A 24,384-nucleotide genomic window follows, 5' to 3' on the forward strand; every position below is an offset into this window, starting at 1 on the left:
TGACCTCTCTTAATCTAATTTAGGATGTTGATCGATAAGCGTTTGGCGTTTTTTCTGTAATGCCTCAATTTCAGCTTCAATATCTTCAACACGTTGCTCGATATTATCATAATGCTCAGACAGAATTTCTTTTGCCTCTGATCTATCTGATGCCGCAGGTGTTGCACCTCGTAAAGGTTTATTTGCGGTTTCAATCATCTTAATCCCTGTGATCAAACCGACAACGGCGACAATCATCAGATAATAAGCAGGCATATATAAGTCACCAGTTGCTTCAACTAACCATGCCGCTGCCGTTGGTGTTGCACCTGCCACTAATACAGAAATATTAAATGCAATAGCTAATGCACTATAACGAATATGCGTTGGGAATATGGCAGGTAAAATAGACGCCATTACTCCAGTAAAACAGTTGAGTAGAACCGCAAGAATTAATAATCCTAAGAAAATTAAACCGATTTCATCACTGTTAATCATCATAAACGCAGGGTAAGCAAGAATAAACAACCCAATACTACCACCGATAACAAACGGTTTACGGCCAATTTTATCACTGAGTAAGCCGATCACAGGCTGTACAAATAACATCCCTATCATAATCGCGATAATGATCAGTACACCGTGATCTGCCGAATAATTTAAGTTATGAGATAAATAACTCGGCATATACGTTAATAACATATAGTAGGTCACGTTAGTGGCAATCACTAAACCCACGCAGACGGTCAAACTTTTCCAATATTTTGAGGCGATTTCGCGTAATGAAATACGAGGTGGATTTTCGATAGATTTACGATCATCGCTGTTCATTTCATCAACATGTTGTTGGAATGCTGGCGTTTCTTCTAAAGCATGACGTAAATATAAGCCAATAAGACCTAATGGTAATGCTAAGAAGAACGGGATACGCCATCCCCATTCATGGAATGCTGCTTCACCCAAGGTCGTTGAAATAAGTACAACAACACCTGCACCCAGAACAAAACCAGCAATAGAACCGAAGTCTAACCAGCTTCCCATAAATCCACGTTTACGGTCTGGTGAGTATTCAGCAACGAAAATCGCCGCTCCTGAATATTCACCACCAATGGAGAAACCTTGTGCTAATTTAGCGAGTAATAATAAAACTGGAGCCCAGATCCCAATAGTTTCATAAGCAGGGATCAGACCAATGGCAAACGTACTGAGCGCCATAATAATGATGGTGACAGATAACACTTTCTGACGACCAAATTTATCCCCTAGCATCCCAAACACAATGCCACCTAATGGCCTTACAAGGAAAGGTACAGAGAATGTGGCAAGGGCAGCAATCATCTGCACACCTGGAGATGCGCCAGGGAAAAACACTTGACCTAAAACATAAGCGAGAAAGCCGTAGACACCGAAGTCGAACCATTCCATGGCATTACCTAATGCCGCGGCGGTAATGGCTTTTTTCAGCTTACTATCATCAATAATTGTTATGTCATTGATTCGTAATGGTTTATTTCTTTTCTTCTTCATTTTCATATTAAGTGACCTTTTATTAAGGTATTCGTAATTTCTTGTTATTCAATTAATTAAAAGAAATGAAGTGACTATTTGATAGCGAGAAGAGTAAGTAATAAAAATTCACTAAAAAACAGCTTACTTCTACCTATTCTAAATAGTGGTATTAAGCTAATAGATAAGAGAATATTTATTAAGTATAGATGAGATTAAATAAGATTTTAGGAAGTTTTCTTTGTCGTTTTGATATAACAAAACATAGCCTCTAGAATTAAAATGTGATCGTTATCATAACGTAATTCTGCTTTTGTGTAAAATTTGTAGTGTGAGAGGTTTTAAATTTACGTTAAGTAAACTTAAAATATCGAAAAGAAAAATCAAAAAATAAGATCGATTTTTATCATAAATAACAATTGGTTAATCTAATTTGTTGTGTTTTTTGATACAGGCTAACGCATTTATATGAGCATTATGCATAATACAAATACCGAAAGGTAAATAGAAAATAATAACGCCTTATTTTACTTTATTATTCTTTCGAATAGTGAAGATGAAAATGTGGATAATAGAATAGATCTCGCTATTCTTATTATTGATTACATCAAGTTAGTATGACGGGATATCATGACAGAGATATTAAAGATAGCCTCGTCATTCCCCATATTTAGAATAACAACTTATAAATTTAATAATTAACCGCGCATTTGTGCAAATTAACCCAGGTACCTCTATGAACATTAATCAACTGAAAAGCTTTGTTGAAGTCGTGAAAAATAATTTCAACATTACTAATGCGGCTGAAAAACTTTATACCTCACAACCGACAATCAGCAAGCAACTAAAGATATTAGAAGATGAATTAAGTGTATCGCTGTTTGTACGTAAAAATAATAACTTATTAGCATTAAGCCCGATGGGTAAAGAAGTCCATAAAATTGCTTGTGATATTCTTGGGCAAGTTGACCGAATCAAAAGCATTGTGGCGGAAGAAGATCGTAATAAAAAAGTCGATTTACATATTGCGACAACGCATACGCAAATTCGTTATTCATTGCCGAATGTGATTGATCACTTTCGTCGCTATTACCCCAATATTTCTCTACATTTTCATCAAGGCGCACCGGCTCAATTAGCGGAAATGGTTAAAAATGGCGATGTGGATTTTGCGATTGCCACAGAATCTATGCACCTTTATGAAGATTTAATTACACTGCCTTGTTACCGCTGGACTCGTAGTTTATTAGTCCCTTATGACCATCCTCTTGCTTTATTGAAAGACGATGAGCTGGTTACCATCGAGCAGATGGCAGAGTATCCACTGATTACTTATGTTTTTGGTTTTACAAGAGGATCTAAATTAGACAAGGTATTTTATAAAAATAATCTTAAGCCTAATGTGGCGTTAACTGCGACGGATACAGAGATTATTAAATACTATGTTAAGCGACATTTAGGTATCGGCGTTATTGCAGCTGCTTCATATGATGAGACAGAAGATGGTGGCGCACTAAAATGTATTAATATCGATCATTTAGTGCAACCGAGTTATACCCATATTTGTGTCAGTAAACATACCCATATGAAAGATTATATGCATGAGTTTATTTCTCTCTATGCGCCCCATATTGATAGAAATATTATTCAGATGCCAGAGCAGTGGGAAACACAATGGCACAGTAAAGAGGTCTATCAGGGATTGCCTGATTTGCGTTCTGTGAATATTAATAATATCGCGACAGAATAAAAGTAATAATAAAGCCCGTTTTGCGGGGGCAATAACGGGCTTAGGCAGAACAAGAGAAAGATTAGCGAGTCAGAATATTCACAAAAATCTGAGCACCCACTAATAAACAATCATCATCGACAAAATAAGGATTGGCGTGAAGGTAATTATTAATCCCTTTCGCTTGGTTACCACTTCCTAAGAAGAACATGGCACCCACTTTACCTTTCGTGGCGTTAACCATATAGCTAAAGTCTTCACTGCCTGTCATTGGCTTACCGTTTGATTCAATATTCTCTTCTGGTAAGAATTTACGCATCGCATCTAATAAACGCTGATGTGCAGTTGGATGATTCACAACAGCTGGGTATCCGCTATAGCTTAATGTGGTTTTAAATCCACCAGCCGTACTGCGGGCAACAATTTCGTCGAAGCTGGCTTTCAGTATTTGGTCGGTATTTTCATCCATAGAACGGATAGTACCGCGTGCTTGTACGTGATCAGCTAATGCATTAGGGATTGTTCCCCCATTGATCATGCCACAACCAAATACCGCAGGGCTAAATGGATCCGTCTTTTTCGCAACAACATAATCCATATAGTCAATTAAGCGCGTTGCTTCACGAATGGCATCTAACCCTTTGTGTGGTGTTGAACCATGTGCAGAAACACCATAAACATCTAATGTCCATGCTGAACCATAAGACGACATCACACCATCATTAAAGCGAACACAACCTGTTTCGATAGCGGCATCATTATGAAGTGCGTATGTTTCATCAACGCCTTCCATACAACCCATTTCCACCATTTTTTCAGCGCCAGGTACACGCATATCTTCTTCCGCCATTTGGAAAATAAAGCGGACATTTGACGTCATCTCTTCTTTATTTTCGGCAAGATACTTAGCACTGGTTAATGCCATGGTCATATGGGTATCGTGGCCACAGTTATGCGCACAACCTTGGTGAACTGAACTGTGTTCATTATTGGTTAAGTCTGGCATTTCTAATCCGTCCATATCAGCACGGATAGCAATTAATGGAAATTCAGAATTAACAATTAAGTCTGCTGTGAAACCAGTATATCCATCAAAAGTTTTAATTTTATAACCAAAACTTTCCATTAATTCACGACAGTATTTAGATGTTTTATATTCTTCACCTGATAGCTCAGGTATTTTGTGCAGGTCTTGTCGTGTTTTTTTACTAAAGTCATTTAATTGAAAGAGTTTTTCACTGACATTATAAATATTATTCATTAGATAACTCCCTGGATACTAAATCCAATTTGCGCGACGATTGATGCTCCAAAGAAACAACAAGTTGAAACAATCATGAAAATAAGAATAACTTTCCATGACATTTTCTTAAGTTCTTCTAATTGACCACCAACAGATAAACCCGCAAATGCTAATAAAGGAACACAACAAGATAAGAAAGAAACTTTACCAATAGAACTAATAAAGAAATCTCTTACCGGAGTTTCGGGTAAACAAATAAGTATCCCGATAATTGTTGCATAAGCAAATGTGGGTAAAGATGAAGGTAAATAATGTTTTGCAACGAGTGAAATAAATACCACTAATGACATAGCAATAAAGCTATCCCACATTGCATAAAGAGCGATCCCTGATGTTAATGTTTGAGTAAACATTGCCAGTAAAATAGCAACGAATACAAACTTCATATCAATAATTATATTTTTCATGCAGTTTTGCCTCTGGTGAAAATTTTATAAATTTTTTCTGAAAGAGGTAAACCTAAATAGGTTAATGACAGTGCGCCTAATGCGGAAGATAATAAATTAGATGCAGCGGCAACACTTAATACTTGCTGTGCTAATGCTTCATCAAGACCATTAATTAATGCACCTGATGCAGCACTTAACATTGAACCAGAACCGACACCAGAGCCTGCTGCAAGAGCAAGTGGATGTAATCCAGTTAGTGGAGCAATACTACCTAATACGCTAAACCATAAAGTACCGATAACAGAACCACATAAATAAATGGCTAATACACCAATATATTCTTGAGAGCCTGTACCAAATTTACCTTGGATAACAGCGATAGACGGTTCACGGCTAATAGATGAACAGGCACCAATTGCACGACGACCAAATCCAAATTTAATGGCTAATGGAACCGCAATTAATACTGGTAATAAGTTACCGAGTTCCTGAACAAATAAAGGAATACCGACACTTAAAATCATTTTAATATTAGGAACAATCATTCCCGCATATTGCGTACCTAAAATAAGTAGGCTGAAACCTACCATTTTACCGCAGAAGCCTTCTTCTTTTTCTGTGAATAATTTACCCCATACTTTAATTTTTTTACGGGTAAATCCAGCAGATATACACATACCAATAATTACAGCAAATAGCATTGGTAAAATAGGTATTACCGCAATGCCAATCTTAATTTCTTTTTTACCAATGACATATTGTGAAATAAAAATTAAGAAAAGGACTGCAAGAATACTAATAAAGAAAATCTTTATCGGACTTCTACTTTTGTCCATCCGTTAATCTCCGTTGAAAAATAATCAGGCTTTATTCTAGAGGACAAAAAGCAAAAGGTAGCGTGACCAATGTCATGTTTATTTCATACCTCTTTTTCATGGTGCATGAAATAATACAATGGTGATAAATTTATTAACAAATAGGAGAAAGTTAAATTTTTTAATAAAGACAGTGAGTAAGGCTGAAATGAGTCAGCTTAATTGTTAATAAAAATGTGAAGAGAAAAATCATAATTAAAAATTATTTTAATTATTAAAATAATACTATAAGAAAGTATTGTCTATAATTTAATAAAGAATAATACGTTATTAATGAGATGTATTCTTATTTGATGCGGTTATTATAAATTTAATGAATGTATTTGGAAGTGATATTTTATTTTTTGTATTTTTGAGGGCTGATTTTATCCCCACAGTGACATTATAGTGATTGGTGTTATTCTTTATATTTGAGTTAGTAAGATAATTTTCTCTGCAAGCTGATGAGGAAGAGAAACAGAATATGGGAAGGAGATAAGTGTAGCTCGCAGAGGCGTAATTCACCCAAAACTGAGGAAAGACATCACCATGAGTAAGCAAACAGTTGCAACTTATATTGCTAAAGTACTCCATAATGCAGGTGTGAAACGTATTTGGGGCGTGACAGGCGATTCTCTCAATGGATTAAGTGATAGCTTGCGAAAGATGGGAACGATTGAGTGGATGGGAACCCGTCATGAAGAAGTCGCGGCTTTTGCCGCAGGAGCAGAAGCGGCAGTTAATGGTCAATTAGCGGTTTGCGCTGGCTCTTGTGGACCAGGAAATTTACATCTTATCAATGGGCTTTTTGATTGCCATCGTAATCATGTTCCAGTGTTAGCCATTGCTGCGCATATTCCTTCTGCTGAAATTGGTAGTAATTACTTTCAAGAAACACATCCTCAAGAACTTTTTCGCGAATGTAGCCATTATTGTGAATTAGTCTCAAACCCAGAGCAGATCCCTCAAGTGCTTGCTATTGCAATGCGAACCGCTATTTTGAAAAAAGGAGTCGCTGTTGTTGTTTTACCGGGAGATGTTGCACTAAAACCAGCCCCAGAAGATGCGCATGAAAACTGGTATCCGTTGCAATCTCCACTCATCATGCCAAATCGTTTCGAAATCGAAAAATTATCCGATGCGCTAAATAATGCAAAAAATATCACTTTAATGTGCGGTGCTGGATGTGCTCAGGCTCGCGACGAAGTGATTAAACTGGCTCAAACATTAAAAGCCCCTGTTGTACACGCATTGCGAGGGAAAGAGTACATTGAGTGGAAAAATCCCTATAGTGTAGGAATGACAGGATTAATTGGTTTTTCATCGGGTTATCATGCGATGGAAAATGCTGATACGTTAGTGTTATTAGGTACGCAATTCCCTTATCGTGCATTTTATCCATCAAAAGCCAATATTATTCAAATTGATATTAATCCAAGTAGCCTTGGTTCGCATTGCCATGTCGATATGGCGATGATTGGCGATATTAAAGCCACACTCAATGCGATACAGCCTCGTTTAAAAGAGAAAACAGATACCACTCATCTTGATGCTTCACTGAAACATTATGCTAAAGCACGAGAAGATCTGGATGCACTTGCACAACCGAGTGAACGTGAGCTTATTCATCCACAATATTTGGCTCGTCGATTAAGTGAACTGGCAAATGATGATGCTATTTTTACTTGTGACGTAGGGACACCAACAGTATGGGCAGCACGTTATGTGGGCATGAATGGAAAACGTCGTTTACTGGGCTCGTTTAATCACGGCTCTATGGCAAATGCGATGGCTCAAGCCATTGGTGCACAGGCGTTAGATAGAAAGCGTCAAGTTGTGGCAATGTGTGGTGATGGTGGATTTACCATGCTAATGGGTGATTTTATCTCATTAGCTCAAATGAATTTACCCGTCAAAGTGATTATTTTTAATAACAGTGTATTAGGCTTTGTCGCGATGGAAATGAAAGCGGGTGGTTATTTAACCGATGGTACGGATTTACATAATCCAGATTTCGCGGCTATTGCTAATGCATCTGGTATCAAAGGCATTCGAGTAGAAAAAGGTGAAGATCTGGATAATGCACTTAAAGAAGCCTTTGAACATGATGGCCCTGTGATTGTGGATGTGGTAACTGCCAAACAAGAGCTTTCAATGCCTCCTGAAGTGAAGTTTGAACAAGCAAAAGGGTTTAGCCTGTATATGATGAAAGCGATTATTAATGGTCGAGGAGATGAGATTGTTCAACTTGCCAAGACTAATTGGTTACGCTAGTTATTAAGTCAGATTGAAGATAAATAACCCTATCAAAATAAATCGATAGGGTTATTTTATTATTATTGGGCTTTCTCTGTTAAACAGAAGTTTTCAATTAATTGCCCCATTAATTCACGAGTCGGCTCAATAAATGCCATATCAATAAATTCATCAGGTTGATGTGCTTGCTCAATAGAACCTGGGCCTAAAACCAAGGTAGGGCAGAGATCTTGAATAAACGGCGCTTCGGTACAGTAATTCACAGTTTGCGCTTTCTCACCCAATAGTTTTTCGATCACGGCAACCATTTTATGATCGGTTGGGCACTCATAACCCGGAATAGGATCGTGTAATGCCTCAACACTTAAACGACCCGGCCAACGTGCTTTGACTGGCGCTAATGTTTCGTGAAGTAAATCATCCAAGTCTTGCAGTGTTAATCCCGGTAATGGGCGAATATCCATATGTAATTCACAGCAAGCACAAATTCTATTTGCTGCATCACCGCCATTAATATAACCAAAGTTCATTGTTGGATAAGGGATAACAAACGCAGGGTTGTTATAGCGAGTTTTTAACGTATCGCGCAGTGTACTAAGGTGAGTAATAGACTCATGCATCAGTTCTATCGCGTTCACTCCTTTTTCTGGATCACTAGAATGCCCTGATTGCCCAGTAATGCGTATTGCATTTGATAAATGCCCTTTATGAGCACGAATAGGCTTTAACGATGTAGGTTCGCCAATAATGGCAAAATCAGGGCGGATTGCTGTATTAGCGGCAAAATAACGCGCCCCTGCCATAGAGGTTTCTTCATCAGCGGTAGCAAGTATATAAAGTGGATGCGTTAGTGTTTTAGTATCCACGTCACGTAATGCGTCAAGAATAAAGGCAAAAAAGCCTTTCATATCCGCTGTACCTAAACCGTATAACTTATTTTCTTTTTCTGTCAGCGTAAAAGGATCTTGCGTCCAACGGCCTTCATCAAACGGCACAGTGTCAGTATGACCACAGAGTAATAATCCGCCTTTCCCCGCCCCTAATGTTGCGAGAAGGTTAAATTTGCCTCGCGTTTCGGGTACAGGTTGAATTTCAATTGAAAAACCTAATGTTTTCAACCAATTAGCAAGCAGGTTAATCAATGCTTCGTTGCTTTGATCGTTTTTAGCGTCTGTTGCACTGATAGAGGGAGTTGCAATTAATTGACGATAAATCTCAATAAATGTAGGTAATTTAATATTCACTGTTGACAGCCTTTCTTCATAATAGTATCAATATTCATGCACTTTTTTTGAATAAAAATACATTAATCGGTTTGTGTTCATAGTACAAGGTAAGAATGACATGTTAAATACTCTGATTGTAGGAGCAAGTGGTTACACTGGCGCTGAATTAGCCGCCTATCTTCAGCAGCATCCTCATGTGAATTTGAGCAGACTGATGGTATCAGCTCAAAGCGCAGATGCAGGAAAGTGCTTTTCCGAACTTCATCCACAATATCGTGGTTTAGTAGATCTCCCACTAGAGCCGATGGTTGATGTGGCTAAAGCTGTTGAAAATATTGATATCGTTTTTTTAGCAACAGCACATGAAGTCAGCCATGACATTGCCCCTATTTTTCTAGAGCAAGGTTGCGTGGTGTTCGACTTATCTGGCGCCTATCGAGTACAAAACAAGCATTTTTATCAACAATACTATGGATTCGAGCATAAGAATACTGATTGGTTATCACAGGCAGTTTATGGGTTAGCTGAATGGAATGCCGACATTATTAGTCAGGCTCAATTAATTGCAGTGCCGGGTTGTTATCCAACAGTGTCTCAGTTGTCTCTAAAACCGCTTGTGGAAGCGGGACTTTTAGATACAGCACAGTGGCCAGTGATTAATGCCACCAGCGGTGTGAGTGGTGCTGGTAGAAAAGCCTCTTTAACCAGTAGCTTTTGCGAAGTGAGCTTGCAACCTTATGGCGTGTTTACGCATCGCCATCAACCTGAAATTGCAACACATCTGGGTATTGATGTCATTTTTACACCTCATCTGGGTAATTTTGCCAGAGGGATCTTAGCCACTATCACCTGTAAGTTAAAAGTGGGTGTGACACAAGAGGATGTAAGAGAAGTCTTTGAAGATGCTTATCAAGATAAACCATTAGTGCGTGTTTATGAAAAAGGGTTACCTGCATTAAAAGCCGTTGTAGGAACTGCATTCTGTGATATCGGATTTGCTCAACAAGGTGAACATCTGATTGTGGTCGGTGTTGAAGATAACTTGTTGAAAGGGGCTGCTGCACAAGCGGTGCAATGTATGAACATTCGGTTTGGTTTCGCTGAAACCGAATCACTTATTTAAATAATGAGTAGGGAAGTTTCATGGAACCATTAATTATCAAACTGGGTGGTGTGCTCCTTGATAGTGAAGAAGCGTTAACGCGGTTTTTCACTGCATTACAACAGTATCGTTCAACACATTCTCGCCCCTTAGTCATCGTACATGGTGGTGGCTGTTTGGTGGATGAATTGATGGGTAAATTGCAATTGCCTGTGGTGAAAAAGCAGGGGCTTCGTGTCACACCGGCTGATCAGATAGACATCATCACAGGAGCACTTGCCGGAAGTGCCAATAAAACCTTGCTATCGTGGGCAACTAAGTTTGGGCTTAATGGTGTGGGGCTTTCTTTGGGTGATGGACAATTAGCTAAAGTCACTCAAATCAATGAAGAGCTAGGTCATGTAGGAAATGCAAATCCCGGCTCTCCTGATTTACTCAATTTATTATTGGGTGCCAGCTATCTACCTATTATCAGTTCTATCGGTATGACTGAAAAAGGTGAACTGATGAATGTGAATGCTGATCAAGCGGCAACCGCTATCGCTGAAACGTTAGGTGCTGATTTAGTGTTGCTTTCAGACGTCAGTGGCATTTTAGATGGTAAAGGCCAGAAGATAGCTGAGATGTCAGCAGAAAAAGCACAGACATTAATCGATCAAGGCATTATCACTGACGGCATGATAGTGAAAGTAAACGCGGCATTGGAAGCGGCTAAAACGTTAGGACGACCAGTTGAAATTGCAAGTTGGCGCCATGCTGAAAAACTAACGGCTCTGTTTAATGGTGTTGCAGTCGGAACCCGTATTTTAGCTTAAAAATCTTTCTAGAAACCTTATCGCTATTTGATAGTTGGCAGAATTTAAACAAATTAGGAATTGAAGGTTATCACTATGACTAAAGGTATAAAAAAAATCGTACTGGCGTACTCTGGCGGATTGGATACTTCGGCAATCATTCCTTGGCTAAAAGAACATTATGATAACTGTGAAGTTATCGCTTTTGTCGCGGATGTGGGTCAAAGCCGTGATGATTTAGTGGGTGTGGAACAAAAGGCCTTAGCATCAGGTGCTTCTGAGTGTCATATCGTCGATTTACGCGAAGAGTTTATCAAAGACTATGTTTACCCAGTATTAAAAACAGGCGCGTTATATGAAGGTAGCTACTTATTAGGTACTTCAATGGCACGTCCTGTTATCGCTAAAGCGCAAGTTGAACTAGCCTTAAAACTCGGTGCCGATGCAGTTGCTCATGGTGCAACAGGTAAAGGTAACGATCAGGTTCGTTTCGAAAGTACTTATGCGGCACTTGCTCCACAACTTAAAGTGGTCGCGCCTTGGAGAGAGTGGGATTTACGTTCTCGTGAAGCGCTACTGGATTATCTGAAAGTTCGTAATATCCCAACCACAGCAACGCTTGAGAAAATTTATAGCCGTGACGAAAACGCATGGCATATCTCAACAGAAGGTGGTGTATTAGAAAGCCCGTGGAATGCCTCAAACGAAGATTGTTGGGCATGGACGGTTGATCCGAAGAAAGCACCAGAAACACCAGAACTCGTTACTGTCACCGTAAAAGCGGGGGAGGTCATTGCTGTAAACGGTAAAACACAATCACCTTTTGAATGTTTAGATACCTTAAATGCATTAGGCGTTAAACATGGTATCGGTCGTATTGATATTGTTGAAAACCGTTTAGTGGGAATGAAATCTCGTGGCTGCTATGAAACTCCGGGGGGCACTATCATGATGGCGGCTCTGCGTGGTGTTGAGCAACTTGTACTCGATAGAGATGCTTTTAAATGGCGTCAACAGCTAGGCTTAGAGATGTCTTATGTGGCTTATGACGGTCGTTGGTTCACGCCAATTCGCGCTTCACTGCAAGCGGCGGCAGAGTCATTGGCAAAAGATGTGAATGGTGAAGTGGTATTAGAGCTGTATAAAGGTCATGTTAATGCTATTCAGAAGAAATCAGATAACAGTCTGTATTCTGAAGAGTTTGCAACCTTTGGTGAAGATGAAGTTTACGATCACAGCCATGCTGAAGGGTTTATCCGTTTATATTCTTTACCATCACGTATCCGTGCATTGAGTAAGAAATAAGGTTAAACAATAGAGTGATGCTATATATCTATATAAGTATATAAGGCATCACTCTCACTCTTTTATTACACAGAATAAATACAGGAAGCGATTATGGCACTCTGGGGTGGACGTTTTAGTCAGGAAGCTGATCAACGGTTTAAACAATTCAATGATTCACTGCGGTTTGATTTTCGACTGGCACAACAGGATATCTTTGGCTCAGTAGCTTGGTCTAAAGCGTTAGTCACAGTTGGCGTATTGTCGCAAGATGAACAAGCTCAACTTGAGCAAGCTTTAAATGAATTATCAGAAGAAGTAACAGCAAACCCGCAGTCTATTTTGCAGAGTGATGCAGAAGATATTCATAGCTGGGTTGAAAGTAAGCTTATTGCCAAAGTGGGTGATTTAGGTAAAAAATTACACACAGGTCGTAGCCGTAATGATCAGGTCGCAACAGACTTAAAATTATGGTGTAAAGAAGAAGTTATTCATCTACGCCAAGCCATTGTTGAGCTACAAAAAGCCTTAGTTATCACCGCAGAACAAAATCAAAATGCGGTGATGCCAGGTTACACCCATTTACAGCGTGCTCAGCCTGTGACTTTTGCACATTGGTGTTTAGCATACAATGAAATGCTAGCCAGAGATGAAAGCCGTTTAGCTGATGCGTTGAAGCGTTTAGATGTCAGCCCATTAGGATGTGGCGCGCTGGCAGGTACGGCTTATGATATCGATCGTGAACAATTAGCTGGATGGCTGGGTTTTGCGAGTGCAACCAACAATAGTTTAGACAGTGTCTCCGATCGTGATCATGTCTTAGAGCTATTATCTTCTGCGGCCATTGGTATGGTGCATTTATCGCGTTTTGCAGAAGATCTTATTTTCTTTAATAGTGGTGAAGCGGGTTTTATTGAATTATCAGACAAGGTAACTTCTGGCTCATCATTAATGCCACAAAAGAAAAACCCAGATGCACTTGAGCTTATCCGTGGAAAATGTGGACGAGTGCAAGGTGCATTAACTGGCATGATGATGACCTTAAAAGGTCTGCCTCTCGCTTACAATAAAGATATGCAAGAAGATAAAGAAGGGCTGTTTGACGCTATCGATACATGGTCTGATTGTTTGCACATGGCAACGCTTGTTCTTGATGGGATCCAAATCCGTCGCCCTCGTTGTGAAGAAGCCGCGAAGCAAGGTTATGCTAATGCCACTGAATTGGCCGATTATCTTGTTGCGAAAGGTGTGCCATTTCGTGAAGCTCACCATATTGTAGGTGAAGTGGTGGTTTGCGCCATTGAGCAAGGTAAAGCAATTGAAGAACTCCCTCTTTCTGAATTACAGATGTTTAATAGTAAAATTATGATTGATGTGTACGATATTTTATCGCTTCAATCTTGTTTAGATAAACGTCTTGCAAAAGGAGGCGTTTCTCAAAAACAGGTCGCTTATGCGATAGTAAAAGCCAAAGAAGTCTTAAATATGGATAAATAAGCAAAGCGTTTATCTAAGACAACTTACTGTTATTCAAAAAGAACAGGGTGGATTTCACTCTGTTCTTTTATTTTAAATTGCCGATAATATCTATACTCATCTTGAATGCTTTAGAGGATGAAGGAATACGTTTTGTTTAAGTCGTTTATTTAGAAAATATCGAAAAAGAGAGACAGAATAACATTCGACTGATAGAAAAATTTATCAGTTACTATATTATCTATAGACATTAACTATCAGCAATAAATGTGGGATCTGCAATGAATATCCGTGACTTGGAATATCTGGTGGCTCTAGCTGAGCATAAACATTTTCGTCGTGCGGCAGATTCTTGCCATGTGAGTCAGCCAACATTAAGTGGTCAAATTCGTAAACTTGAAGATGAACTCGGTGTAATGTTGCTTGAAAGAACTAGCCGTAAAGTTCTGTTTACGCAACAAGGTTTGTTGCTGGTGGATCAAGCGAAAACCGTTTTACGTGAAGTCAAAGTGCTACAAGAAATGGCTTCATTGCAAGGCGAAAGTATGGCGGGACCTTTACATATTGGGCTGATCCCTACTGTTGGTCCTTATTTATTGCCCCATATCATTCCCGAATTACATAAAAACTACCCTAAGTTAGAGATGTATCTTCATGAAGCACAAACTCATAGCTTATTAGCTCAATTAGATAGCGGAAAACTCGATTGTGCTATTTTAGCAATGGTAAAAGAGAGTGCACCGTTTATTGAAGTTCCTCTATTTGAAGAGCCAATGAAGTTAGCAATTTATGAAGGGCACCCATGGAATGAACGTGGATCTGTGCCGATGGGCGACTTAGCGGGTCAGCGTTTATTGATGTTAGAAGATGGGCACTGTTTACGCGATCAAGCGTTAGGGTTCTGCTTCCAAGCTGGTGCAAAAGAAGATACTCATTTTAGAGCAACGAGTTTAGAGACATTGCGTAATATGGTCGCTGCCGGTAGTGGAATAACCTTATTACCTGATTTATCGGTACCTCAAGAACAAAAACGTGATGGGGTTTGTTATCTAGAATGTACTGATCCCAATCCATCACGTTCTATTATTTTAGTTTATCGTCCCGGATCGCCTTTGCGTAATCGTTATGAACAGTTAGCAGAGACAATCCGTGAACATATGACCGCATTTTATGCAGAAAAACAGAGTGCATTAAAATAAGCGGTTTAAACCATTAAGTGCGGCAACACGATAGGCTTCTGCCATTGTTGGATAGTTGAAGGTAGTATTAACGAAATACTCGATAGTATTGCCTTCACCTTTTTGCTCCATAATCGCTTGACCGATATGAATAATTTCAGCGGCACGCTCACCGAAGCAGTGAATACCTAAAATTTGCTTGGTTTCACGGTGGAAGAGAATTTTCAAACTCCCTACATTCATACCTGCAATTTGTGCTCTTGCCAGATGTTTAAATTGAGAACGTCCCACCTCATAAGGAATTTTCATTGCAGTGAGTTGTTGCTCTGTTTTACCAACAGAACTAATTTCAGGAATGGTATAGATCCCAGTTGGAATATCTTCGATTAAATGTGTTTCTGATTTTCCAGTGGTAATTGCCAAAGCCGCAATTCGACCTTGATCATAGGCGGCAGAAGCTAGACTTGGATAACCAATTACATCACCGACCGCATAAATGTGTTCACAACTGGTTTGGTAATGAGCATTAACAGAAACTTGTCCACGACTATCTGTTTTAATACCCACGTTTTCTAAGCCCAGTGTGTCAGTATTTCCTGTTCGACCATTCGCATAAAGTAGGCAATCTGCTTTGACTTTTTTACCTGATTTTAGATGAACAATAACACCATCATCGACACCTTCAATGCTTTCATATTCTTCATTATGACGAATAACAATACCGTTATTCCAGAAGTGATAAGAAAGTGCATCAGACATCTCTTGATCAAGGAAAGACAATAGGTGATCACGAGTATTAATTAAGTCTACTTTTACTCTTAATCCTCTGAAAATAGAGGCATATTCACAACCAATGACACCAGCACCATAAATAATGACATGGTGAGGCTCATGCTCTAAATCGAGAATAGTGTCACTGTTATAAATACGAGAATGAGAGAAATCGACATCTGGCGGGCAATAAGGACGTGAGCCTGTTGCAATAATAAAACTATCAGCTGAAAGAATATCGCAAGTACCATCAGGATAACGCACGCTGATCCTGTGCTCGTCAATAAATGCAGCTTCACCCGAATACATCGTACAATTATTACGCTCGTAAAAGCCTTGACGCATTTTAGTCTGCTGACTAATTACGGTACTGGCTTGACGAAGTATTTGAGAGAAAGAGGAGTTAATAAGGCGAGATTGGTCACTGTAAAGCGGGTTTTGATTAAATTCTATGATACGACTTACTGCGTGACGTAGGGCTTTTGAAGGAATGGTTCCCCAGTGAGTACAGCCCCCACCGACTTTGTTATAACGTTCTATAACTGCGACGCGCTTTCCTTGTTTAACAAGCCCCATGGCCGCGCCTTCACCACCAGGACCTGAACCGATCACAATAGCATCGAAATGAGAATGTTGCATAGGAAAAGACCTGTTTTATACAAACCGACAACGCTATATTAACATTAGAATGAATAATAGCCCAACTGACATTAAGGGCATTAGTCACACTTTGTTGAGTTTTTATGAGAATGTGTCTTGAGAGATGATTGTACACACTGCTTTTTTAACAAAGTTTGATATATTGGGTATAAACCAAATTAGGATTATCAGGATTTCTGTGAGTAATAATATTGGCATCAGAGCTAAACAAAAAGAAAAAACCCGTCGCTCTTTAATTGAAGCTGCTTTTAGCCAACTCAGTGCCGAGCGTAGCTTTACAAGTCTAAGTTTACGAGAAGTGGCTAGAGAAGCTGGTATTGCACCCACCTCATTTTATCGTCATTTTAAAGATGTGGATGAACTTGGGCTAACCATGGTTGATGAAAGTGGATTGATGTTACGTCAATTAATGCGCCAAGCACGTCAACGCATTGCGAAAGGTGGCAGTGTTATTAGAACATCAGTAGCAACTTTTATGGAATTCATTGGTAATAATCCTAATGCGTTTCGATTATTACTTCGTGAACGTTCTGGGACTTCAGCTGAGTTTCGTGCGGCTGTCGCACGAGAGATCCAACATTTTATTGCAGAACTGGCAGACTATCTTGAGCAAGAAAGCCATATGCCACGTTATTTTACAGAAATGCAATCTGAAGCAATGGTCACTATTGTATTTAGTGCAGGCGCAGAAGCACTGGATATCGATATTGAAAAGCGTCAACAATTAGAAGAAAGATTAGTTATACAACTGCGAATGATTGCTAAAGGTGCCTATTATTGGTATCGACGTGAGCAAGAAACGCAAATACCTCTACAAGATAACCCAGAGATAAAGAAAAAAACGCATCAGAAAGGAGACAAATGATGGAACAAAATCGCTGTGAAAAAAGCACGCTATTACTTGCCACAGTCATTGGTGTCGCTTTACATGGTACTTATTCAAGCCTTTTTAACCCGTTTATTGAGACGTGGTCAGTTTTCCCACTCGTTAGTTTAATTTTGGCAGTTTACTGTTTATATCAGCGCTACTTAAATCAACCCATGACCGATGGTATGCCTAAGCTGATTTTTTCATTCTTTTTATTAGGTTTATTCGGTTATAACGCTTACACCAGAACCGTTAACCCTGAATGGGGTTCAAATTTCTTCTCTTCAGTTTGTATCGTTATCGTTGCATTGTGGATTTATCGTCAATTCAAACAGCGTCAACGCTTACGTATACAGGCAGAAGAAGCTGAAAAAGCATCACGAGCAGAACAGTACTAGCCTGTACACCTCTCTTTGTTGTAAACACAGCGAAATTTTGACACCAGCAAGTTATCTTGCTGGTGTTTTTGTTTTTATTGGCGTTATTGAAAGATTTTCTATTCTAACGTGAGAAATAAGTTGTTATCTTTTTTCTAATAATACGCCACATTCCATATGGTGGGTGTAGGGGAATTGATCAAATAATGCTAACTTAATGATTTTATGTGTTTTAATTAGAGTTTCTAGATTTTCGCACAGTGTTTCTGGATTACAAGAAATGTATAAAATGCTAGGGTAAGTTTTAACCAATTCTACAGTTTTCTCATCTAAACCACTGCGAGGAGGGTCAACAAAAATGGTTTCACATTGGTAATCTTTTAAATTAATCCCTTCTAAGCGTTTAAATTCTCTTACACCATTCATTGCTTGCGTAAAATCTTCTGCGGACATGCGAATAATTTTCACATTATCAATGTGATTCATTGCAATATTGTATTGGGCTGCATGAACAGACGGTTTTGCAATTTCTGTTGCCAGTACTCGCTCAAAATTACGCGCAAGCGCTAATGAAAAGTTACCGTTGCCACAATACAGTTCAAGCAGATCGCCTTTTGCATTTTCTGTTGCTTTTAATGCCCATTCCAACATCTTAATATTGACCTGTGCATTAGGTTGCGTGAAGCTATTTTCAACTTGGCGATAAATCATCTCTTTACCTGCCACTGGTAACACTTCATCAATAAAATCATTATCGAGCATAATTTTTGTTTTATAAGCTCGACCAATTAATTGAACATCAAAGCCTTGAGCAATTAATGATTGGCGTAATGCTATTGCTTCTTGCTGCCAAGTTTCATCAATTTTTTTGTGATAAAGCAGGGAAACAATAATTTTATTACTCAACGTAGAAAGATAATCAATCTGAAACAGTTTCTTTCTGAGTGTTGGTTTATCTTTTATTTCTGCCAACAAGGCAACCATCATTTTATTAATAAGCTGGCTGGCAACTGGAAATTGGTCAACACGAATACGCTGCTTAGTCTCTTGGTCAAACATAATATGATAGAGAGAATCTTCTTCATGCCAGATACGGAATTCCGCACGCATACGATAATGCTGTTCTGGTGATGAAAAAACCTCTGCTTCAGGCGCATTAAAAGGAGCCATCATTGTTTGTAGACGTTGTGTTTTTTCATTCAGTTGAGACTGATATGTTTGCGTTGGTAATGAATTCTGCATGGTATCTCGCCTTTTTTTGGCAGTAATAAAGTTAAGCGAGCGAAATTGTAGAGATCCTCATGAAGATGTCCAGTATTCTTCATGTTCAATTTCTGGACTCAGTGGATTTGAAATCGTAGCATAGTTATTCGGTCTCCTAATAGGAGTTAAAAGGGAATCTGGTGCAAAGCCAGAACTGACGCGCAGCGGTAATAGGATCAAGGATAATAAAAGACACTGCAAAGCACTTATATAAGTGCAGTGGGAAGTCATTATCTTAAAGACATAAATTTGTTTCTTTAACCTAAAGTCCGAAGACCTGCCGAAGACCTGTCGCATCTTAAATTAAATACGCGTTTTATTTAATTTTGGCGGCATCCTGCTACTTATTCTGTTGGATGCAGATTTTCATGAATAATAAAAAAGTTTTTTTCATTTCCAGTGTGGCTTTGAGTGTTATGGCGGGCAGTTTTGGTGCGTTTGCAAATAACAGTGATACGTTAAGCGTGACAGCAAACCGCTTTCAAGAGCCTAACTCTTCTATTTTAGCGCCGATAACAGTTGTTGAACGTGAACAAATCGAACGTTGGCAGAGTAATAGTGTTATTGATGTATTACGCAGAATGCCTGGGATTGATGTGGGGCAAAACGGCGGAATAGGGCAGATGAGCTCTATTTATGTACGTGGAGCTGAATCTCGTCATGTTCTTATTTTAGTGGATGGTGTGCGTTTAAATCAGGCGAATGTGTCTGGTAGTTCTGATATCAGCCAAATTCCTCTTTCTCTTGTTCAACGTATTGAATATATAAGAGGGCCTCGTTCTTCTGTTTATGGTTCTGATGCGATTGGTGGCGTGATTAATATCCTCACAGAAAGAAAAACGGAAGGAGGAACACTTAATGCCACAATGGGTTCTCATGGTTATCAAGAATATGATGGCTCGATAAAACAAAAAGTCGGTGATAAAACCACATTAACGGCTGCTGGCAGTTATCTCTATACCAAAGGTTATGATGTCGAAGCGAATGGAAATACTGGTGGACATCCACAACCTGATCGTGATGGTTTTATGAACAAGTCATTATGGCTAGGGGTTAATCACGATATTAACGATGATGTTTCTTTATATGCACGCGCTTATGGTTTTGATAATCGCACGGCTTATGATGCTTATTATGACAGTTATAACGATATGTTAACGGATACAAGAGCATTATTTAGTCGTACTTATGATGGTGGTGTGAAATTTAATCGTGATAACTACTCTTCTTCTTTAAATACCAGCTATAACTACACCAAAGATTATGACTATGATCCTCGTTATGGTCGCTATGGTAAAGGAAGCCGTTTTACTAACTCTGAACAATATAATGTGCAGTGGGGAAATCACCTTTTATTAGGGAATGGCAGTATCGGTGGTGGTGTCGATTGGCAACGTCAATCTATTAAAGCTGGTTCTAGTGGATTTCCTAATAAAGAACACTTCGACAATACAGGTTTGTACCTAACTGGACAGCAAAAGTTAGGCGATATTATTGCTGAAGCATCAGTACGCTCGGACAAACACTCTGAATATGGCTGGCATACGACTTGGCAAACTAACCTAGGTTGGGAATTTGTTGAGGGTTATCGTGTGATTGGTGGTTATGGTACGGCATTTAAAGCACCGACACTGATGCAACTTTATAGTGAGTGGGGAAGTAATCCAGACTTACAACCTGAAAAGAGTAAACAGTGGGAAGGGGGTTTTGAAGGATTAACGGGGCCTTTAGCGTGGCGATTAACTGCGTATCGTAATGATGTAAATTCTTTGATCCAAGGCGAATCGAGTTATCCATACCGTAACTACAATGTTGGTAAGGCCTTAATTAAAGGTGTGGAATTTACGGGTGAAATGGATACGTGGATTTTTCATCACACCTTTAATCTTCAATATATAGATGCAAGAAATAAAGAAACGCATCAACGTCTTGATCGTCGCGCTCGTCAACAACTGAAATATCAGCTTGATTGGCAAGTCGAGAAACTCGATATGGGGGTGACTTACCAATATATCGGTCAACGGACAGATAAAGATTATGGGACTTATGAGAATGTTTCTTTAGGTGTGGTGTGAGTATTTGGGATTTAACTGCTTCATATCCTATTACATCACATCTCTCAATTCGTGGTAGAATAGCCAACCTGTTTGATAAAGATTATGAGACAGCTTATGGCTATCGCACGCCAGGACGTGAATACTTCCTCACAGGAAGCTACAACTTCTGATGCACAACTTACCGCTAACCCTACTGTATTGGTTTTTGATTCAGGGGTTGGCGGTTTATCTGTTTATCGTGAGATCCGTGAAAAATTACCGGATGCTCACTATATCTATGTTTTCGATAATGAAGCTTTCCCTTATGGTGAGAAATCACAAGACTTCATTATTGACCGTGTTGTTCGAATAGTTAGCGCGGTTGCTGAAAAACATGATCTCGCGACCATTGTTATTGCTTGTAATACAGCAAGCACAGTGAGCCTCCCTGCTTTACGTGCCAAGTTTACTGATATTCCTATTGTGGGCGTTGTACCTGCTATTAAACCGGCAGCTAAATTAACATGTAATGGCGTGGTTGGATTATTAGCAACAAGAGCAACAGTTAAACGTCCTTATACCCATGAACTTATTGAACGCTTTGCGACTGATTGCAAAGTTCACTCTTTAGGTTCGGCTGAGCTGGTGGAATTGGCTGAGAGAAAACTTCATGGTGAAGCCGTTTCTTTAGACGAGCTACGTAAAATCCTTACACCTTGGCTAAAAATGAAAGAGCCACCGGATACTGTGGTATTAGGTTGTACTCATTTCCCTTTATTAGCTGATGAACTTCTTTCTGTTTTACCTGATGGTACCCGAATTATCGATTCTGGCGCTGCAATTGCACGAAGAACTGCGTGGTTGGTCGTAAATCAAGCGAAAATAAAGGGCTCAAATGAAATTAACTTCGCTTATTGCTTAAAAGAAGATGAGAATAGCGAATTATTAAAACCTGTTTTAGCGGGTTTTGGCTTTGAATCGCTCAGAAAACTGGCGCTTTAAGTGCAATTTGATTGAAAATTCAACGGTCAGTAAAAAAACTCAAAAAAAGTGTTGCCAGCTTCACAAAACTCCCTATAATGCGCCCTCGTTGTCACGGCAAACCACGCTAAGTGAGTTAGCCGAGAGAACGAAGAAAAAAGTGAAAAGCCTTGAAAATAAACGCTTGACACTGAATGAGGAAGATGTAGAATGCACCTCCTCGCAACAACGCAGAAGACCGGAAGCGGCAGCGAATGTTGCACTGCTCTTTAACAAATTATCAGACAATCTGTGTGGGCACTCGCAGAGACGATATCTTCTAAAATATTAGATGTATCAAGTCTTGAAGAGTGAACAACAAAAGTAAATTCATTTATGAATAGCTAAGTTTTCGATTTCTTTGAGCATCAAACACTTTTAATTGAAGAGTTTGATCATGGCTCAGATTGAACGCTGGCGGCAGGCCTAACACATGCAAGTCGAGCGGTAACAGGAGAAAGCTTGCTTTCTTGCTGACGAGCGGCGGACGGGTGAGTAATGTATGGGGATCTGCCCGATAGAGGGGGATAACTACTGGAAACGGTAGCTAATACCGCATGACGTCTACGGACCAAAGCAGGGGCTCTTCGGACCTTGCGCTATCGGATGAACCCATATGGGATTAGCTAGTAGGTGAGGTAATGGCTCACCTAGGCGACGATCTCTAGCTGGTCTGAGAGGATGATCAGCCACACTGGGACTGAGACACGGCCCAGACTCCTACGGGAGGCAGCAGTGGGGAATATTGCACAATGGGCGCAAGCCTGATGCAGCCATGCCGCGTGTATGAAGAAGGCCTTAGGGTTGTAAAGTACTTTCAGCGGGGAGGAAGGTGATAAAGTTAATACCTTTATCAATTGACGTTACCCGCAGAAGAAGCACCGGCTAACTCCGTGCCAGCAGCCGCGGTAATACGGAGGGTGCAAGCGTTAATCGGAATTACTGGGCGTAAAGCGCACGCAGGCGGTCAATTAAGTCAGATGTGAAAGCCCCGAGCTTAACTTGGGAATTGCATCTGAAACTGGTTGGCTAGAGTCTTGTAGAGGGGGGTAGAATTCCACGTGTAGCGGTGAAATGCGTAGAGATGTGGAGGAATACCGGTGGCGAAGGCGGCCCCCTGGACAAAGACTGACGCTCAGGTGCGAAAGCGTGGGGAGCAAACAGGATTAGATACCCTGGTAGTCCACGCTGTAAACGATGTCGATTTAGAGGTTGTGGTCTTGAACCGTGGCTTCTGGAGCTAACGCGTTAAATCGACCGCCTGGGGAGTACGGCCGCAAGGTTAAAACTCAAATGAATTGACGGGGGCCCGCACAAGCGGTGGAGCATGTGGTTTAATTCGATGCAACGCGAAGAACCTTACCTACTCTTGACATCCAGCGAATCCTTTAGAGATAGAGGAGTGCCTTCGGGAACGCTGAGACAGGTGCTGCATGGCTGTCGTCAGCTCGTGTTGTGAAATGTTGGGTTAAGTCCCGCAACGAGCGCAACCCTTATCCTTTGTTGCCAGCGCGTGATGGCGGGAACTCAAAGGAGACTGCCGGTGATAAACCGGAGGAAGGTGGGGATGACGTCAAGTCATCATGGCCCTTACGAGTAGGGCTACACACGTGCTACAATGGCAGATACAAAGAGAAGCGACCTCGCGAGAGCAAGCGGAACTCATAAAGTCTGTCGTAGTCCGGATTGGAGTCTGCAACTCGACTCCATGAAGTCGGAATCGCTAGTAATCGTAGATCAGAATGCTACGGTGAATACGTTCCCGGGCCTTGTACACACCGCCCGTCACACCATGGGAGTGGGTTGCAAAAGAAGTAGGTAGCTTAACCTTCGGGAGGGCGCTTACCACTTTGTGATTCATGACTGGGGTGAAGTCGTAACAAGGTAACCGTAGGGGAACCTGCGGTTGGATCACCTCCTTACCTAAGAGATACGTGTTATGTGCAGTGCTCACACAGATTGTCTGATGAAGAACGAGCAAAAGCGCGTCTGCGAAGCTGACTGAAGTCCCCTTCGTCTAGAGGCCTAGGACACCGCCCTTTCACGGCGGTAACAGGGGTTCGAATCCCCTAGGGGACGCCAATTGCGCGGTATGAGTGAAAGGCGTACCACACTATAGTCTGATGAGAATCAGAGAATAGTTAAGATAATTCGCATGAGTTATTTTACCTATTATGCTCTTTAACAATCTGGAACAAGCTGAAAAATTGAAAACAAATCAATATATCACCGAGGTATATTGATGAGTCTCTCAAAATCTCAGACCTTGAATGTGTGATACTCCAAGGCGAGTGTCATGAGCGAGCAACAGCA

The 24,384-nt window shown here is 40.2% G+C and carries 17 protein-coding genes, 1 tRNA gene, 1 rRNA gene, 1 pseudogene and 1 riboswitch; of the genes and pseudogenes, 13 read left to right on the forward strand and 7 right to left on the reverse strand.

Features of this window, described 5'->3' with window-relative positions; all coding sequences use genetic code 11:
- Nucleotides 1-9: 9 nt before the first annotated feature.
- On the reverse strand, nucleotides 10-1,512 hold the full coding sequence (gene proP / locus ACWPWK_RS10590) for a glycine betaine/L-proline transporter ProP (RefSeq protein ID WP_109373423.1): 1,503 nt from the start codon (nucleotides 1,510-1,512) through the stop codon (nucleotides 10-12).
- A 709-nt stretch (nucleotides 1,513-2,221) separates the two neighbouring features.
- Here proP and ACWPWK_RS10595 point away from each other — a divergent pair.
- Nucleotides 2,222-3,235 (forward strand): LysR substrate-binding domain-containing protein, encoded by a 1,014-nt coding sequence (locus tag ACWPWK_RS10595; RefSeq protein ID WP_109373424.1) that lies wholly within the window; start codon nucleotides 2,222-2,224, stop codon nucleotides 3,233-3,235.
- A gap of 61 nt (nucleotides 3,236-3,296) precedes the next feature.
- On the opposite strand, the gene ACWPWK_RS10600 is transcribed toward ACWPWK_RS10595, so the two are convergent.
- Genes ACWPWK_RS10600 through ACWPWK_RS10610 form a run of 3 tightly spaced genes read right to left on the reverse strand, consistent with a single transcriptional unit; the run spans nucleotide 3,297 to nucleotide 5,742 of the window.
- The gene (locus ACWPWK_RS10600; protein WP_109373425.1) at nucleotides 3,297-4,475 is read right to left on the reverse strand and encodes a M20 metallopeptidase family protein; all 1,179 of its coding nucleotides are present in this window, start codon (nucleotides 4,473-4,475) and stop codon (nucleotides 3,297-3,299) included.
- On the reverse strand, nucleotides 4,475-4,924 hold the full coding sequence (locus ACWPWK_RS10605; RefSeq protein WP_109373426.1) for a hypothetical protein: 450 nt from the start codon (nucleotides 4,922-4,924) through the stop codon (nucleotides 4,475-4,477). The genes ACWPWK_RS10600 and ACWPWK_RS10605 overlap by 1 nt, the downstream gene beginning before the upstream one ends.
- Complete coding sequence (locus tag ACWPWK_RS10610) at nucleotides 4,921-5,742, reverse strand: DUF3100 domain-containing protein (RefSeq protein ID WP_109373427.1); 822 nt, start codon at nucleotides 5,740-5,742, stop codon at nucleotides 4,921-4,923. The genes ACWPWK_RS10605 and ACWPWK_RS10610 overlap by 4 nt, the downstream gene beginning before the upstream one ends.
- 567 nt (nucleotides 5,743-6,309) lie before the next feature.
- Here ACWPWK_RS10610 and poxB point away from each other — a divergent pair.
- Nucleotides 6,310-8,034, forward strand: coding sequence for a ubiquinone-dependent pyruvate dehydrogenase (poxB, locus tag ACWPWK_RS10615; protein WP_109373428.1), 1,725 nt, complete (start codon nucleotides 6,310-6,312; stop codon nucleotides 8,032-8,034).
- 62 nt (nucleotides 8,035-8,096) lie between these two features.
- Here the strand turns inward: poxB and argE are convergent, their stop codons facing one another.
- Complete coding sequence (argE, locus tag ACWPWK_RS10620; protein WP_109373429.1) at nucleotides 8,097-9,260, reverse strand: acetylornithine deacetylase; 1,164 nt, start codon at nucleotides 9,258-9,260, stop codon at nucleotides 8,097-8,099.
- A 100-nt stretch (nucleotides 9,261-9,360) separates the two neighbouring features.
- Here argE and argC point away from each other — a divergent pair, with 100 nt between their 5' ends.
- The 5 genes from argC (at nucleotide 9,361) to oxyR (ending at nucleotide 15,097) form a co-directional block, all read left to right on the forward strand.
- On the forward strand, nucleotides 9,361-10,365 hold the full coding sequence (gene argC / locus ACWPWK_RS10625; protein ID WP_109373430.1) for an N-acetyl-gamma-glutamyl-phosphate reductase: 1,005 nt from the start codon (nucleotides 9,361-9,363) through the stop codon (nucleotides 10,363-10,365).
- Nucleotides 10,366-10,385: 20 nt separating this feature from the next.
- Nucleotides 10,386-11,159 (forward strand): acetylglutamate kinase, encoded by a 774-nt coding sequence (gene argB / locus ACWPWK_RS10630; RefSeq protein WP_109373431.1) that lies wholly within the window; start codon nucleotides 10,386-10,388, stop codon nucleotides 11,157-11,159.
- 75 nt (nucleotides 11,160-11,234) lie between these two features.
- A complete protein-coding gene (locus tag ACWPWK_RS10635) occupies nucleotides 11,235-12,443 on the forward strand; it encodes an argininosuccinate synthase (RefSeq protein ID WP_109373432.1) in 1,209 nt (402 codons plus the stop codon).
- A gap of 93 nt (nucleotides 12,444-12,536) precedes the next feature.
- Complete coding sequence (gene argH, locus ACWPWK_RS10640) at nucleotides 12,537-13,919, forward strand: argininosuccinate lyase (RefSeq protein WP_109373433.1); 1,383 nt, start codon at nucleotides 12,537-12,539, stop codon at nucleotides 13,917-13,919.
- Between the two features lie 260 nt (nucleotides 13,920-14,179).
- Nucleotides 14,180-15,097 carry a DNA-binding transcriptional regulator OxyR gene (gene oxyR / locus ACWPWK_RS10645; protein WP_109373434.1) on the forward strand — a complete coding sequence of 306 codons (918 nt, stop codon included), beginning with the start codon at nucleotides 14,180-14,182 and terminating at the stop codon, nucleotides 15,095-15,097.
- Here the strand turns inward: oxyR and sthA are convergent.
- Nucleotides 15,089-16,486, reverse strand: a complete 1,398-nt coding sequence (sthA, locus tag ACWPWK_RS10650) for a Si-specific NAD(P)(+) transhydrogenase (protein WP_109373435.1) — start codon at nucleotides 16,484-16,486, stop codon at nucleotides 15,089-15,091. The two genes, oxyR and sthA, sit on opposite strands and share 9 nt — an antisense overlap.
- A 199-nt stretch (nucleotides 16,487-16,685) precedes the next feature.
- Here sthA and fabR point away from each other — a divergent pair, with 199 nt between their 5' ends.
- Together fabR and ACWPWK_RS10660 are read left to right on the forward strand one after the other, a co-directional pair.
- The gene (fabR, locus tag ACWPWK_RS10655) at nucleotides 16,686-17,372 is read left to right on the forward strand and encodes an HTH-type transcriptional repressor FabR (RefSeq protein ID WP_069366914.1); all 687 of its coding nucleotides are present in this window, start codon (nucleotides 16,686-16,688) and stop codon (nucleotides 17,370-17,372) included.
- The gene (locus ACWPWK_RS10660) at nucleotides 17,372-17,773 is read left to right on the forward strand and encodes a YijD family membrane protein (RefSeq protein ID WP_109373436.1); all 402 of its coding nucleotides are present in this window, start codon (nucleotides 17,372-17,374) and stop codon (nucleotides 17,771-17,773) included. The genes fabR and ACWPWK_RS10660 overlap by 1 nt, the downstream gene beginning before the upstream one ends.
- A gap of 123 nt (nucleotides 17,774-17,896) precedes the next feature.
- Here the strand turns inward: ACWPWK_RS10660 and trmA are convergent, their stop codons facing one another.
- On the reverse strand, nucleotides 17,897-18,994 hold the full coding sequence (trmA, locus tag ACWPWK_RS10665; protein WP_109373437.1) for a tRNA (uridine(54)-C5)-methyltransferase TrmA: 1,098 nt from the start codon (nucleotides 18,992-18,994) through the stop codon (nucleotides 17,897-17,899).
- A 112-nt stretch (nucleotides 18,995-19,106) separates the two neighbouring features.
- Nucleotides 19,107-19,314, forward strand: a riboswitch (cobalamin riboswitch).
- Between the two features lie 69 nt (nucleotides 19,315-19,383).
- Here trmA and btuB point away from each other — a divergent pair.
- The 4 genes and pseudogenes from btuB (at nucleotide 19,384) to ACWPWK_RS10685 (ending at nucleotide 24,153) form a co-directional block, all read left to right on the forward strand.
- Nucleotides 19,384-21,242: pseudogene (gene btuB / locus ACWPWK_RS10670) on the forward strand (TonB-dependent vitamin B12 receptor BtuB).
- Complete coding sequence (gene murI, locus ACWPWK_RS10675; RefSeq protein ID WP_109373439.1) at nucleotides 21,187-22,053, forward strand: glutamate racemase; 867 nt, start codon at nucleotides 21,187-21,189, stop codon at nucleotides 22,051-22,053. Before btuB ends, murI begins: the two are co-directional and overlap by 56 nt.
- A 397-nt stretch (nucleotides 22,054-22,450) precedes the next feature.
- Nucleotides 22,451-23,993: ribosomal RNA gene (locus tag ACWPWK_RS10680) — 16S ribosomal RNA — on the forward strand.
- An 84-nt stretch (nucleotides 23,994-24,077) separates the two neighbouring features.
- Nucleotides 24,078-24,153 (forward strand) — tRNA-Glu (locus ACWPWK_RS10685).
- Nucleotides 24,154-24,384: the final 231 nt, after the last annotated feature.

The organism is Proteus sp. Marseille-Q3619 (assembly GCF_965283115.1).